14 protein-coding genes are annotated in these 15,734 nt (G+C 73.9%); 9 read left to right on the top strand and 5 right to left on the bottom strand.

Features of this window, described 5'->3' with window-relative positions:
- The first annotated feature begins 224 nt into the window (after window positions 1-224).
- Window positions 225-1,397 (top strand): L,D-transpeptidase, encoded by a 1,173-nt coding sequence (locus tag IE326_RS18660; RefSeq protein WP_190042085.1) that lies wholly within the window; start codon window positions 225-227, stop codon window positions 1,395-1,397.
- 30 nt (window positions 1,398-1,427) lie between these two features.
- Here IE326_RS18660 and IE326_RS18655 read toward each other — a convergent pair whose 3' ends face one another.
- On the bottom strand, window positions 1,428-2,078 hold the full coding sequence (locus tag IE326_RS18655; RefSeq protein WP_373310212.1) for a pirin family protein: 651 nt from the start codon (window positions 2,076-2,078) through the stop codon (window positions 1,428-1,430).
- Window positions 2,079-2,160: 82 nt separating this feature from the next.
- Between IE326_RS18655 and fasR the strand changes: the two genes are divergently transcribed.
- From fasR to fabF, 5 genes are all read left to right on the top strand, one after another.
- Window positions 2,161-3,342 (top strand): fatty acid biosynthesis transcriptional regulator FasR, encoded by a 1,182-nt coding sequence (fasR, locus tag IE326_RS18650; protein WP_150228001.1) that lies wholly within the window; start codon window positions 2,161-2,163, stop codon window positions 3,340-3,342.
- Window positions 3,343-3,431: 89 nt separating this feature from the next.
- Window positions 3,432-4,349: an ACP S-malonyltransferase gene (locus tag IE326_RS18645; protein WP_150228002.1), complete on the top strand. Its 918-nt coding sequence runs from the start codon at window positions 3,432-3,434 to the stop codon at window positions 4,347-4,349.
- Window positions 4,350-4,367: 18 nt separating this feature from the next.
- Window positions 4,368-5,399 carry a ketoacyl-ACP synthase III gene (locus IE326_RS18640; RefSeq protein ID WP_190042084.1) on the top strand — a complete coding sequence of 344 codons (1,032 nt, stop codon included), beginning with the start codon at window positions 4,368-4,370 and terminating at the stop codon, window positions 5,397-5,399.
- A 57-nt stretch (window positions 5,400-5,456) separates the two neighbouring features.
- Window positions 5,457-5,705: an acyl carrier protein gene (locus IE326_RS18635; RefSeq protein ID WP_030756408.1), complete on the top strand. Its 249-nt coding sequence runs from the start codon at window positions 5,457-5,459 to the stop codon at window positions 5,703-5,705.
- A 109-nt stretch (window positions 5,706-5,814) separates the two neighbouring features.
- Window positions 5,815-7,077 (top strand): beta-ketoacyl-ACP synthase II, encoded by a 1,263-nt coding sequence (fabF, locus tag IE326_RS18630; RefSeq protein WP_150228004.1) that lies wholly within the window; start codon window positions 5,815-5,817, stop codon window positions 7,075-7,077.
- Window positions 7,078-7,132: 55 nt separating this feature from the next.
- Here fabF and IE326_RS18625 read toward each other — a convergent pair whose 3' ends face one another.
- Complete coding sequence (locus IE326_RS18625) at window positions 7,133-7,597, bottom strand: hypothetical protein (protein WP_150228005.1); 465 nt, start codon at window positions 7,595-7,597, stop codon at window positions 7,133-7,135.
- Window positions 7,598-7,665: 68 nt separating this feature from the next.
- A complete protein-coding gene (locus tag IE326_RS18620) occupies window positions 7,666-8,160 on the bottom strand; it encodes a DUF3145 domain-containing protein (protein WP_150228006.1) in 495 nt (164 codons plus the stop codon).
- Window positions 8,161-8,423: 263 nt separating this feature from the next.
- On the opposite strand from IE326_RS18620, the gene IE326_RS18615 reads away from it, so the two are divergent.
- Window positions 8,424-9,317: an SGNH/GDSL hydrolase family protein gene (locus tag IE326_RS18615; RefSeq protein WP_190042083.1), complete on the top strand. Its 894-nt coding sequence runs from the start codon at window positions 8,424-8,426 to the stop codon at window positions 9,315-9,317.
- A gap of 63 nt (window positions 9,318-9,380) precedes the next feature.
- Here the strand turns inward: IE326_RS18615 and IE326_RS18610 are convergent, their stop codons facing one another.
- Complete coding sequence (locus IE326_RS18610; protein WP_190042082.1) at window positions 9,381-11,843, bottom strand: glycoside hydrolase family 3 protein; 2,463 nt, start codon at window positions 11,841-11,843, stop codon at window positions 9,381-9,383.
- A gap of 104 nt (window positions 11,844-11,947) precedes the next feature.
- Between IE326_RS18610 and IE326_RS18605 the strand changes: the two genes are divergently transcribed.
- Together IE326_RS18605 and IE326_RS18600 are read left to right on the top strand one after the other, a co-directional pair.
- Complete coding sequence (locus IE326_RS18605; RefSeq protein ID WP_150228008.1) at window positions 11,948-12,550, top strand: TetR/AcrR family transcriptional regulator; 603 nt, start codon at window positions 11,948-11,950, stop codon at window positions 12,548-12,550.
- 12 nt (window positions 12,551-12,562) lie between these two features.
- A complete protein-coding gene (locus tag IE326_RS18600) occupies window positions 12,563-13,279 on the top strand; it encodes a carbon-nitrogen hydrolase family protein (protein ID WP_190042081.1) in 717 nt (238 codons plus the stop codon).
- 154 nt (window positions 13,280-13,433) lie between these two features.
- Here IE326_RS18600 and IE326_RS18595 read toward each other — a convergent pair whose 3' ends face one another.
- Complete coding sequence (locus tag IE326_RS18595; protein WP_229915395.1) at window positions 13,434-15,626, bottom strand: M4 family metallopeptidase; 2,193 nt, start codon at window positions 15,624-15,626, stop codon at window positions 13,434-13,436.
- Between the last annotated feature and the right edge of the window lie 108 nt (window positions 15,627-15,734).

Below are 15,734 nucleotides of genomic sequence, written 5' to 3'. Positions count from 1 at the left end.
CCTCGGCGGTTCGTCCGCCCCTCGGTGCGGTTCGTCCGCCCCTCGGTGGCGCGGTGCACAGCAGGCTCACAGCCGGATGAGACCGGTCCGCGCGGCGTGTGTGACGGGACCGTGACCGTTCCTCACCAGCCCCCGTCACATGGACCGGTGGCCGGGCGGAGGGCATCGGGAGGCGCCTAGAGTCCGGGCGTCCCACCCCTTTTCCTCTCCTCCGGAGGTGCCCCGTGCCGCCGATACGCACGCCCCGTCCCGCCCTGGCCGCCGTCGCCCTCGCCGTCTCCCTCACCGCCTGCTCGGCCGGGGCCGCGAGCGGTCCCGGGTCCTCCGCCGCGCCCGCCGGGCAGGACGGGCCGCCCGCGAAGGTGACCGTCGTGGCGCGGGAGGCGGGGAAGCCGGTGGCGGTGACGGCGGCCGGCGGGACGCTGGCGTCGGTGACGGTCACGGACGCGAAGGGCGGGCGGCTGGCCGGCCGGGCCGCGGCGGGCGGGGGCCGGTGGACCTCGGACCGCAAGGCGGCGCCGGGGACCTCGTACACGGTGGAGGTCGTCTCGCGGAGCTCCGGCGGGAAGGAGACGACGACCCGGTCCTCCTTCAGCACGGCGGCGGCGGAGCGGGTCAACCGGCTGACGCTGGCGCCGGGGAAGGGCACGACCGTGGGCGTCGGGCAGCCGCTGTCGATCGTCTTCGACCGGCCGGTGACCCGGAAGGCCGACGTGGAGCGGCAGTTGAGGGTCACGACCTCGAACGGCACCGAGGGCTCGTGGGGCTGGATCACCGACCACTCCGGCCGCGACCGGATCGACTGGCGGCCCCGGGAGTACTGGAGGCCCGGCACGAAGGTCACCCTGGAGGCCGACCTGAACGGCACGGACTCCGGCGACGGCTGGTTCGTGCGGGACTACCGGACCGGCTTCACCGTCGGCGCGGCGCAGGTGGTGCGGGTGGACCTCGACGCGAAGCGGCTGACGCTGGTGAAAGGGGGCCGGACGGTGCGGACCGTACCGGTCTCGGGCGGGACGCCCGGCGGCGACAAGCGGTCGTGGCGGGGCACGGCCGTGCTCATGGCCAAGGAGGGCACCATCCGGATGAACTCCGAGACGGTCGGGCTCGGCGACGCCTACGACAAGCTGGTCGACTACTCGCTGCGGCTCACCTGGTCGGGCATGTACGCCCACGCGGCGCCGTGGAACGCGGCGTACTTCGGCAGGGCCAACAAGAGCTCCGGCTGCATCGGCATGAGCTCCGCCGACGCGAAGTCCTTCTACGCGAGCGTCAACGTCGGCGATCCCTTCGAGATCAGGGGCGGCGACACGAAGGGGGTCGTCGCGGAGGGCAACGGCTACGGGGCGTGGAACGTCTCCTGGGCGGACTGGAAGGCGAAGAGCGCCCTGCGCTGACCCGCGCGGGGCGCGGCACCGGCCCCCGCCTCAGTCGCGGAACTCCCACACCAGCAGTTCGGCCGGGGCCGCCGCCACGGCCGTGAGCTCCGCCTCCGCCGTGATCCGGGCCGCGTCGCCCGCCGTCAGCTCCTCGCCCGCCAGGCCGACCGTCCCCCGGACCACGTGGACGTAGACGGCGTCCGCGGCGGGCAGCGCCACCCGCTCGCCCGCCGCCGGGCGGTGGACGCTCAGGACCGCGCCCGCCGCCGGCAGGTCGTAGCGTCCGGGCAGCTCCCGGACCAGGTCGTACGAGGGGTCCCCGCCGGTCTCGCGGGGGGCCAGCCACATCTGGACGAAGGCCAGGGGCGCGGCGCCGTCGTTGCGCTCGACGTGCCGGACGCCGGCCGCGGCGGACAGGTGCTGGAGGTCGCCGGGGCGGACGACGGTCTCGTGGCCCGCCGAGTCGCGGTGGGTGAGCTCGCCCTCCACCACCCAGGTCACGATCTCCGTGTGGGAGTGGGGGTGCTCGTCGAATCCGGCGCCGGGGGCGAGCCGCTCCTCGTTGACGGCGAGCAGGCCGCCGAAGCGGAGGTTGTCGGGGTCGTAGTACGGCCCGAAGGACAGGGCGTGCCGGGTCTCGACGCCCGCCGCCGGGTCGCCGCCGGGGTACCGCTCGGCCGCGCGCTGGATGCGTATCACCCCACGTACGGTAGCGCGGCCCGCCGGGGCGAAACCGCCCCGACCCCGCACGTCGGTGCCCGGATGAGGCAGTCTTGTCCCCGTGTCTGAACCCGTGAACGCCGCTCATCCGCACACCGCGACCCTGAAGCGCCTCGAACAGTCCTCCGGGCGGCTCGCCGCGAACGCCATCGCCCGCATGGACGAGACGCTGCCGTGGTACCGGGCGATGCCGCCCGAGAACCGTTCGTGGATCGGTCTGGTCGCGCAGGCCGGCATCGCCGCGTTCACGGAGTGGTTCCGGCACCCGGAGACCCCCCAGGCGATCTCGACGGACGTCTTCGGCACGGCGCCCAGGGAGCTGACCCGGGCGATCACGCTGCGGCAGACCGTGGAGATGGTGCGGACGACCATCGAGGTCATGGAGGTGGCGATCGAGGAGGTCGCCGCCCCGGGCGACGAGTCCGTGCTGCGCGAGGCGCTCCTCGTGTACGCGCGGGAGATCGCCTTCGCCACCGCGCAGGTGTACGCGCAGGCGGCGGAGGCGCGCGGTGCGTGGGACGCCCGCCTGGAGTCGCTGGTGGTGAACGCGGTGCTGTCCGGGGAGGCGGACGAGGGCGCCGTGTCCCGGGCCGCCGCCCTCGGCTGGAACTCGCCGGACCACGTGTGCGTGGTGCTCGGCACCGCTCCCGACGGCGACAGCGAGCTGACCGTGGAGGCGATCCGGCGGGCCGCCCGGCACGCCAAGCTCCAGGTGCTCACCGGGGTGCTCGGCGACCGGCTCGTGGTGATCGCGGGCGGCTCCGACAATCCGCTCGGCGTGGCGAAGTCCCTGATCGGGCCGTACGCGCCCGGCCCGGTGGTGGCCGGGCCCGTGGTGCCCGACCTGCTGGCGGCGACCCGCTCCGCGCAGGCCGCGGCGGCCGGGCTCAAGGCGTGCACGGCGTGGCAGGACGCGCCCCGGCCGGTCCTCGCGGACGATCTCCTTCCGGAGCGCGCCATCGCCTCCGACCCTTCGGCCCGCGAGCAGTTGGTGGAGGAGATCTACAGACCGCTGGAGGAAGCGGGTTCGGCGCTGCTGGAAACTCTGAGTGTCTACCTGGAGCAGGCCAGCAGTCTCGAAGGCGCGGCGAGGATGCTCTTCGTCCACCCGAACACCGTGCGCTACCGGCTTCGACGTGTGACCGACGTCACCGGGTGGTCACCCTCCGACGTCCGTTCCGCCTTCACCCTGCGGATCGCCCTCATCCTCGGACGCTTGGCCGAGGCGGAGGGGCAGTCCTAGACTTTTGTCGAACACCGACAATTCCCCCGACGGTTCTTCGTCCTAGTCCCCACGGGCGCCGGACACCGTCCCCAAGAGAGAGTGTGAGGGTGCTCGTACTCGTCGCTCCCGGCCAAGGCGCCCAGACGCCTGGCTTCCTGACTCCCTGGCTCGACCTCCCCGGCGCCGCCGACCGCCTCGCGGCCTGGTCCGACGCCATCGGGCTCGACCTCGTCCACTACGGCACGAAGGCGGACGCGGACGACATCCGCGACACCGCCGTGGCCCAGCCGCTGCTCGTCGCGGCCGGCCTCCTCTCCGCCGCCGCCCTCGGCGACGTGAACCCCGGCGCGGTCGCCGGGCACAGCGTCGGCGAGTTCACCGCGGCCGCGTTCGCGGGCGTCCTCGACGACACCGCCGCCCTGAAGCTGGTCCGCACCCGCGGCCTGGCGATGGCCGAGGCCGCCGCGATCGCCCCCACCGGCATGTCGGCGCTGCTCGGCGGCGACCCCGAGGTGACCGTCCCGCACCTGGAGAAGCTGGGCCTGACCCCGGCCAACGTGAACGGCGCGGGCCAGATCGTGGCCGCCGGCACGCTGGAGCAGCTGGCCGCCCTGGACGCCGACAAGCCCGAGGGCGTCCGCCGGGTCGTCGCGCTCAAGGTCGCCGGCGCCTTCCACACGCACCACATGGCCCCGGCCGTCGCCACCCTGGACCAGGCCGCGCGGGAGCTGTCCCCGTCCGACCCGACCGTGACGTACGTCTCCAACAAGGACGGCCGTTCCGTCGACACCGGCGCGGAGGTCCTCACGCGCCTGGTCGGCCAGGTCGCCAGCCCGGTCCGCTGGGACCTGTGCATGGAGACCTTCCAGGCCCTCGGCGCGACCGCGCTGATCGAGGTGTGCCCGGGCGGAACCCTCACGGGCATCGCCAAGCGCGCCCTGCCGGGCGTGGCCACCGTGGCCCTCAAGACTCCCGACGACCTGGACGCGGCCCGTACGCTCGTCGCCGAGCACACGGCCGTCTGACGAGGAGTGTCGAGAAGCATGTCGAAGATCAAGCCCAGCAAGGGCGCCCCGTACGCGCGGATCATGGGCGTCGGCGGCTACCGCCCCGCCCGGGTCGTGCCGAACGAGGTGATCCTCGAGAAGATCGACTCGTCCGACGAGTGGATCCGCTCGCGCTCGGGCATCGCCACCCGCCACTGGGCCTCCCCCGAGGAGACCGTCACCGCGATGTCGGTGGAGGCGTCCGGCAAGGCGATCGCCGAGGCCGGCATCGCCCCCGAGCAGATCGGTGCGGTCGTCGTCTCGACGGTCTCGCACTTCAAGCAGACCCCGGCCGTCGCCACCGAGATCGCCGACAAGATCGGCGCCGGGAAGCCGGCCGCGTTCGACATCTCCGCGGGCTGCGCCGGTTTCGGCTACGGCCTGACCCTCGCCAAGGGCATGATCGTCGAGGGCTCCGCGGAGTACGTCCTCGTGATCGGCGTCGAGCGCCTGAGCGACCTGACGGACCTGGAGGACCGCGCGACGGCCTTCCTGTTCGGCGACGGCGCCGGCGCGGTCGTGGTCGGCCCCTCCGACGTGCCGCACATCGGCCCCACCGTCTGGGGTTCCGAGGGCGACAAGTCGGAGACGATCAAGCAGACCGTGCCGTGGAACGAGTTCCACGCGGGCGACGTGTCGAACCTGCCGCTCAACGAGGCCGGCGAGATCAAGTTCCCCGCCATCACGCAGGAGGGCCAGGCGGTCTTCCGCTGGGCCGTCTTCGAGATGGCGAAGGTCGCCCAGCAGGCGCTCGACGCCGCCGGCATCACGGCGGACGACCTGGACGTCTTCATCCCGCACCAGGCCAACATGCGGATCATCGACTCGATGGTGAAGACCCTGAAGCTGCCGGAGCACGTCACGGTCGCCCGTGACGTGGAGACGACCGGCAACACCTCGGCCGCCTCGATCCCGCTCGCGATGGAGCGGCTCCTGGCGACCGGACAGGCGAAGAGCGGCGACACCGCGCTCGTCATCGGCTTCGGGGCGGGTCTCGTGTTCGCCGCGACGGTCGTTACTCTCCCCTAGGCGACCGGGACCTCCCGGAAGCCAACCCACCGAAGCAACCACAGAAGGAGCGCCACCATGGCCTTCACCCAGGAGCAGCTCGTCGAAGGTCTCGCCGAGATCGTGAACGAGATCGCCGGCATCCCGGTCGAGGACGTCCAGCTGGACAAGTCCTTCACCGACGACCTGGACGTCGACTCCCTGTCCATGGTCGAGGTCGTCGTCGCCGCCGAGGAGCGCTTCGACGTCAAGATCCCCGACGAGGACGTCAAGAACCTCAAGACCGTGGGCGACGCCGTCGACTACATCCTCAAGCACCAGGCCTGATTCGGCCCTGGTGGACCAGGCCCCACCGGGCCCGGTCCCCGCTGATTCGGTCCGCCACCCGGCGGTGGCGCCGTCTTTCGACCATCACACACATGGAGAACGAATTCCTGTGAGCTCGACCAATCGCACCGTGGTCGTCACCGGTATCGGCGCAACCACACCGCTGGGTGGCGACTCCGCAACGACCTGGGAAGGTCTTCTTGCGGGACGCTCCGGCGTCAAGCCCCTGGAGGGCGAGCGCTTCGCCGAACTGCCCGTCCAGATCGCCGCGACCGCGGCGGTCGACCCGGGCGACGTGCTCCCCCGCCCGCTGGCCCGCAAGCTGGACCGCTCGGCGCAGTTCGCGCTGATCGCGGCCCGCGAGGCGTGGGCCGACGCGGGCTACACCGGCCCGGCCGGCGAGGACGAGCGGATCGCGCCCGAGCGGCTCGGTTCCGTCATCGCCTCCGGCATCGGCGGTGTCACCACGCTGCTCGACCAGTACGACGTGCTGAAGGAGAAGGGCGTCCGCCGCGTCTCCCCGCACACCGTGCCCATGCTCATGCCCAACGGCCCCTCCGCCAACGTGGGCCTGGAGGTGAACGCCCGCGCCGGCGTCCACACCCCGGTCTCCGCCTGCGCGTCGGGCGCCGAGGCGATCGGCTACGCCATCGAGATGATCCGCAGCGGCCGTGCCGACGTGGTCGTCGCCGGCGGCACCGAGGCCGCGATCCACCCGCTGCCGATCGCCGCCTTCGCCAACATGATGGCGATGTCCAAGAACAACGACGAGCCCGCGAAGGCCTCGCGCCCCTACGACACCGCGCGCGACGGCTTCGTGCTCGGCGAGGGCGCCGGCGTCGTGATCCTGGAGTCCGAGGAGCACGCCAAGGCCCGCGGCGCGAAGATCTACTGCGAGGCGCTCGGCCAGGGCCTGTCGGCCGACAGCCACCACATCGCGCAGCCCGAGCCGTCCGGCCGGGGCATCGCCTCCGCGCTCCGGCACCTCCTGGAGACCACCGACCTGAAGCCGTCGGAGGTCGTCCACCTCAACGCGCACGCCACGTCGACGCCGCAGGGCGACGTCGCCGAGATCAAGGCGCTGCGGCAGGTCTTCGGCGACGACCTCGACCACGTGGCGGTCTCCGCGACCAAGTCGATGACGGGCCACCTCCTCGGCGGCGCGGGCGGCATCGAGACCGTCGCGACGGTCCTGGCGCTCCACCACCGCCTGGCCCCGCCGACCATCAACGTCGACGACCTGGACCCCGAGGTCGAGGCCGACATCGTCCGCGACGAGCCCCGCGCCCTCCCCGAGGGCACGATCGCCGCGGTCAACAACTCCTTCGGCTTCGGCGGCCACAACGTGGTCCTCGCCTTCCGGAGCGTCTGAGTCCCGGCCTCCCGTCGGCCCGCCCCTCCACCCGGAGGGGCGGGCCGACGGCGTTTCAGCGGGGGACGGAGACCGGGGCGGGCCGGTCGGTCAGGGACTCGTACCCGGCGATCCCGAAGGGCCCCCCGACGAGCAGGCCGAGCAGCACGAGGACGAAGACGAGGATCCCGTACCAGTCGCTCTCCCCCGTCGCGGCAGCGGCGGCGGCAGGGGCGGCGGCGGTGTCAGGCGTACCGGCGGAGCCCTCCGCGGCGGCTCCGGGCGCGGAGCCGGACGCCGGGGCGGGCGGCTGCGCGGGCTTCCCCGGCTCCACTTCGTCGTCCCAGAGGACGCCCGCGACGCCGAAGACCACCAGACCCGTGAGCAGCGCGCCCAGGGACCAGGCCACCAGATGGGCGGTGGGGTCGCCGGCCACCACCTGGTAGGCGAGGCCCGACAGGAGCGCCATGGAGGCGCTCAGGACCCCCGCTCCCAGCAGGACGGTGACCGCCGCGCCCGTCCTCCGCAGACCCTTCAACATCCGTCCCCCGCCCCGCGCGCGCCCTGCGCGCCTCGGGGCGGGAAGCTACAGCCCCCGGGTGAACGCGCTCAGACGACCTGGTGAAGCCAGCGGACCGGGGCGCCCTCGCCGGCGTACCGGAAGGGTTCCAGTTCGTCGTCCCAGGGCTTGCCGAGGAGTTTGGCGACCTCGGCCTCCAGGACCGTCTCGCCCTGCGCGGCCCGCGCGAGGGCGGCGCGGAGCCGGTCCTCGGGGACGAGGATGTCGCCGTGCATGCCGGTGACGGCGTGGAAGATGCCCAGGTCGGGGGTGGCGCTGTAGCGCTCGCCCTCGGCGGTGGGGCAGGGCTCGGCCGTCACCTCGAAGCGGAGCATCTGCCAGCCGCGCAGGGCGGAGGCGAGTCTGGAGGCGGTGCCGGTCTCGCCCTGCCAGGAGAACTCGGCTCTCCAGGTGCCGGGGGCCGCGGGCTGGCGGATCCAGTCGAGCTGGACCCTCGCACCGAGGACGCCCGCCACCGCCCATTCGACGTGCGGGCAGAGCGCGCGCGGTGCGGAGTGTACGTACAGGACTCCACGTGTCGTCACCGGGACCTCCAGTGTGGGACGAGGTTCGCCTTCCCAGCGGCCTCGGCAAACAGCATCAGGCGAATAACTCCGCAAACCTTCTAAAAAGGGACAGCATGTGACGTGATGTAATTTACCGGAGCCGGCCGGCGCGGGCGCGCCGCTGGTTCGACGGGGGAAAAGCTACCGTGCCGCGCCGTCCTCGGGGTGACGTACGGTCGGTCCGGGGGCGGGTGGACACGAAGCTTTCACCCGCCAGGACGTCAGCACGAAGGAGGGGGCCGGTGCCGCACGGCCGACGCCGCATCCGTACCGCCGTCGTGGGAGCGCTGCTCACGGCCGCCGCGCTCGCGGGCTGCGCCGGCTCGCCCGGTCCCGGCGGCGAAGCGGCCGCCCCGGCGCGGCCGAAGCCCACGGCCACCCCCACGCCCGCCTCGGCGTGGGCCGTCCCGCCCGCGTCCGTCGCCGCCGTCGGCGACTCCGTCACCCGCGCCTTCGACGCCTGCGCGCTGCTCGCGGACTGCCCGGAGGCGTCCTGGGCGACGGGGACGGACCCGGCGGTGAACAGCCTGGCGCTGCGGCTCCTCGGGCCCGGGAAGCTCGCGGGGAACAGCTGGAACCTCGCGCAGAGCGGGGCGCGGATGGCGGCCCTCCCGGCGCAGATGGCCCGGGCGGCGGCCGAGCGGCCCGGACTGGTCACGGTGATGATCGGCGCCAACGACGCCTGCCGGCCGACCCCGGCGGGGATGACGCCGGTGGCGGACTTCCGCCGCTCCTTCGAGACGGCGCTGGCCCGGTTGCGGAAGGACGCCCCGAAGGCGCGGGTGTACGTGGCGAGCGTGCCGGACCTGCGGCGGCTGTGGGACACCGGGCGGGCGGAGCCGCCGGCCCGGCGGGTGTGGGAGCTGGGCGTCTGCGGTTCGATGCTGGCCGACCCGGAGGACCTGGGGGCGGCGGCCGAGGAGCGGCGCGCCTCCGTGGCCGGGCGGGTCGCGGCGTACAACCGGGTCCTCGGCGAGGTGTGCGCGCGGGACGCGCTCTGCCGGTACGACGGCGGCGCGGTCTTCGGCTTCCGCTTCGACGCCTCGCTGCTGAGCGCCTGGGACTGGTTCCATCCGAGCCGCGAGGGCCAGGCGCGCCTCGCGGAGCTGGCGTACCGGCGGATCACGGCGGAGTAGCCCCGGGGCGGCGGGCGTCAGGTCCGCCGCCCCGGGGCCGTGTGCGGGATCGCCGGACAGGTCCTAGATCTCCACGGTGGCGGTCAGGCGCGGGTCGGTCAGCGAGTGGGCGGCGTGGACCTCGTAGCGGCCGGGGACCGGGGTCCAGGCGTGCCGCGCCTCGTCCCAGATCTCGAAGGCGCGGCGCGGGAGGGCGATGACGGCCTCGACGGTCTCGCCGGGCGCGGCCTCGACGCCGGCGAAGGCGGCGAGCCAGCGGGCGGGGCGCTCCACGGTGTCGTCGGTCGGGGCGAGGTAGATCTGCACGGTCTCGCGGCCGGGGCGGTCGCCGGTGTTGGTGAGGCGGACGGTGACGGCCTCGGGGCCGGCGTCCAGGGACTCGTAGGTCCAGGTGGTGTAGCCGAGGCCGTGGCCGAAGGGGTACGCGGGGACGGCGCCGGCCTTGTCCCAGGCGCGGTAGCCGACGAAGAGGCCCTCGGCGTAGTCGAGGACGCCGTCGGTGGGGGTGACCTCGGTGACGGGGGCGTCGGCGAGGGCGGCGGGCCAGGTGGTGGGGAGGCGGCCGCCGGGCTCCTCGGCGCCGGTGAGGACGTCGGCGAGGGCGGCGCCGCCCTCCTGGCCGGGGAACCAGCTCAGCAGGATCGCGGCGACGTCGTCGCGCCAGGGCAGTTCGACCGGGGAGCCGGCGTTGACGACGACGACGGTGTTCGGGTTGACGGCGGCGACGGCGCGGACCAGGTCGTCCTGGCGGCCGGGGAGGGCGAGGTCCCGCCGGTCGAAGCCCTCGGACTCGACGCGTTCGGTGGTGGCGACGACCACGACGGCGGTGTCGGCGGTGCGGGCGGCCTCGACGGCTTCGGTGATCAGTTCGTCGGGGTCGCGGCGGGGCGCGAGGTGGACGAAGGAGAACATGACGGCGGGGAGCGGGGCGGCGAACTCCTTGGCGAGGGTGTGCCGGAGGGAGACCTCGACGGTCTCGCCCGCGGTGAGGTCGAGGGTGCCGCGCTCGACCGGGGAGCCGAAGAAGGCTTCGAAGGGGTCGGTCTCGGGGCCCATCTCCTGCACGCCGTCGAAGAGTTCGGTGCCGTCGACGGTGAGGACGAAGGCGCCGAGGCCGCGGGTGCCGAAGGCGTGGGCGCCGGTCTCGCGGGGGGTGAAGGTGCCGGTGACCTCGATGGAGGCGAGGGCGTCGTGGGTGACGCCGGCCGGGAGGTCGTCGCCGATCCACTGGACCTGGCCGTTGGGCAGGGTGCCCTCGCCGAGGACGGTGCCGGCGGCGTCGCGGCAGACCGCGCGGAGGGTGAATCCCTGGTCGGCGGGGGCGAGTTCGTCGCTGGGGTCGGCGCCGATCGCATAGGTCAGGGCCCCGTCCGGCAGGGCGGCGGCGAGGCCGTCGAGCGGGGAGACGACGTGCTCGGGGAAGACCTGGGCGGAGCCGCCGCCGAGGACGCGGGCGTCGCGGGCGGCGGCGCCGGAGAGGGCGACGGTGCCGGGCCTCAGCGGCAGGGCGCCGTGCTCGTTGCGGACGAGGACGAAGCCGCGGCGGGCGATCTCTCGGGCGAGGGCGTCGCCGTCGATCGGGGCGGGGTGCTCGGTGACCGCGGCGGGGGCGCCTTCGAGGGCGCCGACGCGGGCGGCGAGCCGGAGGACGTTGCGCACGGCGGCGTCGACGGCGGACTCGTCGGCCTCGCCGGCCCGGACGGCGGCGGCGAGGTGCTCGCCGTAGACGGTGTCGGGGCCGGGCATGGCGACGTCGAGGCCGCCGGCGATGTCGCCGGTGGTGGAGCGGGCGGCCATCCAGTCGGAGACGTTGAAGCCGTCGAAGCCCCACTCGCCGCGCAGGACCTCGTTGACGAGGTAGCGGTGCTCGGTCATCGTCACGCCGTTGACCTGGTTGTACGCGGTCATGATGCCCCAGGGGTGGGCGTTGGTGACGATCGCCTCGAAGGGGGCGAGGTAGAGCTCGCGGAGCGGGCGGGGGGCGACCGCGTTGTCGACGGTGAAGCGGTCGGTCTCGGCGTCGTTGGCGACGAAGTGCTTGACGGTGGTGCCGACGCCGCCGTCCTGGACGCCCCGGACGTAGCCGGTGCCGATGGCGCCGGTGAGGTACGGGTCCTCGCTGTACGCCTCGAAGTGGCGGCCTCCGAGCGGGGTGCGGTGCAGGTTGACGGTGGGGGCGAGCAGCACGTGGACGCCCTTGCGGCGGGCCTCCTGAGCGAGGAGGCGGCCGGCCCGGCGGGCGAGGGCGGGGTCCCAGGTGGCGGCGAGGGCGGTCGGGGACGGGAGGGCGACGGACGGGTCGTCGGCGGTCCAGCGGACGCCGCGGACGCCGATGGGGCCGTCGGACATCACGAGCGGGGCGAGGCCGATCTCCGGCAGGGCGGGCAGGGACCACATGTCCCGGCCGCCGAGCAGGCGGGTCTTGGCGTCCAGGTCGAGCTGGGCGAGCGCGGCCTCGACGGCTGCCTCGCGCAGGGCGTCGTCGTTCACGTCCGTACCTCCGCGTTGAAGTGCTGGTGCCGCCATGATGGGCACACCTACCTGTAGATCGGTAGGTGATGTTACTTTTTCGTTATATACACCATGGCGTACGGTCCTCGGGACGGGGACCTGCGGAAAGGGGGCCGACGATGGCACGGACCAGGAGCGAGGAGCGCCGCGCGGAGATCCTGCGCGCCGCCCTGGAGGTGATCGCCGAGCGCGGCTACCGGGGCGCCACGCTGGGCTCGGTCGCCGAGCGCGTGGGGCTGACCCAGCAGGGCCTGCTGCACTACTTCCCCACCAAGGAGGCGCTGCTCGTCGCCGTCCTGGAGGAGCGCGACCGCTGGGACACCAGCGGCGGCCGGGACCGCGAGGGCTGGCGGCTCGACCTGCTGGACTCGCTGGTCGAGTACAACGCGATGCGGCCGGGGATCGTCCAGACCTTCTCGGCGCTGCTCGGCGAGAGCGTCACGGACGGGCATCCGGCGCGGGCCTTCTTCACCGAGCGGTACGCGCAGGTGCGGGCCAACATGGCGGACGTGCTGCGGCTGGAGTTCGGCGAGCGGCTGCCGGGCGGGCTCACCCCGGAGCGGGCGGCGCCGCTGCTCACCGCCGTGATGGACGGCCTCCAGTACCAGTGGCTCCTGGATCCGTCCTCGGTCGACATGCCCGGCGCCTTCCGGGACTTCGTCCGGCTGCTGCGCGGGGACGAGGGGACACAGCCCCCTCCCCCCGGGCCGCGGCGGGACTGAGACCATGGGGCCATGCTGATCGCCGCCGCCCAGTTCGCCCCGGTCGCCGGGGACGTCGAGGCCAATGTCCGCACGATCGCCGGGACGGTCCGGGAGGCCGGGGCCGCCGGGGCCCGGCTCGTCGTCTTCGCGGAGCTGTCGCTCACCGGCTACGAGCCGGCCCTGATCCGGCAGGACCCGTCGCTGGTCCTGGCCGAGGACGACCCCCGGCTCGCGCCGCTGCGGGCGGCCTGCCGGGCGGCGGGGACGGCCGCGGTGGTCAACGGGCCGGTGCGGGGCGGGGGTCCGCTCCCCGGCCTGGCTTCGCTGGTGATCGGCCCGGACGGCGCGACGCTCGCCCGCTACGACAAGCGGCACCTCTTCCACGGCCCCGAGCAGGACACCTTCACGGCGGGCACCGAGGACGGGCGGTTCACGCTCGACGGGGTGCGGTTCGCGCTCGCCACCTGCTACGACAACCGCTTCCCGGAGCTCGCCGGGCGGGCCGCCGCCGACGGCTGCGCGGTCTACCTGGCCAGCTCGATGCTGGAGGACGGCAACGACTCCTTCGAGACCGTCTACCCGGTGCGGGCCCGGGACTTCGGCCTCTTCGTGGTGCTCGGCAACTCCCTCGGGCCGAGCGAGGCCGGCGAGGGCGGCGGCCGGTCCGGGATCTGGGGCCCCGACGGAGGGGTTCTCGCCGCCGCCGGCCCCCGGGAGCCGGGCTTCGTCCTGGCCGAGGCGGGCTGAGCCCGGCGGGAGCCGGGGGTACGGGAAAGGGCCGGACCGCCCGGGACGAGGCGGCCCGGCCCGGGGGGCCGTGCGGCGGAACCCCCGGTCCCCCGCACGGCCCGCCCGCCCGGGGACGGGGGTCAGGGCCCCGCCCCCGGGTGCTCTTCGCCCGTTACGGGGCGCTCAGGCCCAGCGTGTAGGCGCCGGAGCCGCTGTAGGCGTGCACGACGTAGCGGTAGTAGCCCGCGGTGCCGTAGTAGCTGGTGTCCTCGTCGGCGCCGGCGGTGCCGCCGACGGCCACGTCCGCCCAGGCCGACCCGTTCCACTTCTGGAGGTAGAGGTCGTAGTCGGTGCCGGCCGGGCCGCGCAGGCAGCCGACGTGGGTGCCGGCCGTCGCCGAGTAGTAGTACGAGCCGTTCGGCTGGACCGCGGCCTGCCCGGAGGTCAGGCTGCCCTGGTAGGTGTACTCGGTGGCGTCGCAGCCCGTGGGCTCCGGGACGGTGGTGCCGACCGCCAGCTGGTAGGTGACGGTGTGCGTGGCGGAGCCCGTACCGGTGACGGTGATCGGGTACGTGCCGTTCGCGGTGCCCGCGGCGACCTGGACGGTCATCGTCGAGGAGCCGCCGGAGGTCACCGAGGAGGGGCTGAAGGAGACGGTGACGCCGCTCGGGGCGCCGCTCGCGGAGAGCTGCACGGTCTGCGCGCTGCCGCCGGTGGTGCTGGTGGCGACGGTCGAGGTGACCGAGCCGCCCGGCTGGACCGAGCCCGAGGACGGGTTCAGGGAGAGCGTGAAGTCCGGGGTGGAGGTGCCGCCGCAGTCGGTCTCGCCGGACTGGGCGGGGACGCCGACCGCGTTCCAGGCCGCCTTCACCGCGTTGCACTCGGCGGAGCCGTAGGTGTTCTTCGCGGAGGTGAGGGTGGCGCGGCGGGCCGCGGGGTGGTTCCAGGAGGAGGTCTTCATCAGCAGGGCGCCCATGAAGATCTTTCCGGCCTTCTGGATGCCGATGCCGGTCACGGAGGACGGGCCGCCGGAACATATGGGGCTGGAGGGCTTGCCGCCGCCCGGGTTGGAGCCCTCGGCGAGCAGGTAGAACCAGTGGTTCTGCGGGCCGGCCGCGGCGTGGACCTCGGTGCCGGAGGTCAGCTGGGGGTAGCAGTTGGGGTCGCCGCCGACCAGCGAGGGGTTGTACATGTTCCGGATCGGCTTGCCGTCGCCGAAGAAGTTGACCTTCTCGCCGACCGTGTAGTCCGGGGTGTCGTTCGGGTTGTTGGCGTAGTGCTCGGTGAGCGCGCCGAAGATGTCGCCGGTCGACTCGTTCATGCCGCCGTTCTCGTTGGACGAGCCGGCGGAGCCCGGGGTGCGGTCGAAGATCTCGTGGCCGTACTCGTGGGCGACGACGTCGATGCCGGTGAGCTGGTTCGAGCCGGTCTGGGCCCGCCCGTAGGTCGTCTTCGTGCCGTCGTAGTAGGCGTTGACCTCGGAGAGGCCGGCGCGGGCCGGGACCATGCCGCCCTGGCCGTTCTGGCCGTTGTAGCCGAACCACTCCTTGAGCATGGAGTGTTCCTTCTGCGCCGCGTACATGATGTCGACGCAGGCGGTCACCAGGTCGTTGGCGCCGTTGTTGCCCCACGGGGAGGAGCCGGTGTACGCGCTGCCGTTCTGGCCGCCGCACTTGAAGCCGCCGCGGCTGGTGTCGGTCATCGAGGAGGCGGCGGTGTCGATGGTGACGTTGCCGTTGTGGTAGCCGCGGCCCTCGGCGTGCATCACCTTGTCGGTGGCCCGGGCGACCTTGCCGGTGCGGGCGTCGACGTAGGTGTCGAGGGAGCTGGGCAGGCCCTTCGCGGTGCGGCCGACGACCAGGGTGTGCCAGGCGAGGACGGGCTTGCCGTCCTTGAGGAGCACGGTCAGCTCGGGGGCGTCCGCGCTCTCCACGGCGGCCAGTTGGCCGCGCGCGGTGGCGAGGGCCGCGGCCGCGGTGACCTTCGCGGTCGTGGGGACCGAGATGGCCGGGGCGGCGGAGCCGGTGACGTCGCGGACCTTCCCCGCGGAGTCGGTGAGCACGACGGCGTCGCCGCCGCCGTGGACCGGGAGGCCCTTGTACGTCCGCTGGTAGGCGGCGTAGTAGAGGCCGTTCGCCCAGGGGGTGACGGACGTCCGGACGAGGTCCTCGTCGGCGCCGTGCCGCAGCTCGTCGAGGCCGCTGGCGGCGGCGGTGTCCGCGGCGGCGAGCGCCAGGGACTTGCCGTGGCCCGGCGGGACCGGCTGCGCCTGGGGAGCGGCGGCGGCGGTCCCGGCGAGGGCGGTGGCGAGGCTCGCGGAGAGGGCCAGGGCGGCCACGGCCGCCGTGAGTCTGGTGGGGTGCAACGTCGTGCTCCGTTCAAGGGTGGGGGAGACGGATCGTCGCGCCGAGTATGGGCGTGGACATGACTGGTTCGGGACATCTCATCCGGCATAAGACGCGGGTTATGGTGC

It is taken from the genome of Streptomyces filamentosus (assembly GCF_014654895.1).
Taxonomy (GTDB): Bacteria; Actinomycetota; Actinomycetes; order Streptomycetales; family Streptomycetaceae; genus Streptomyces; species Streptomyces filamentosus.
The sequence above is the reverse complement of the archived record's forward strand: the minus strand, read 5'-3'. Positions and strand labels throughout refer to the sequence as shown.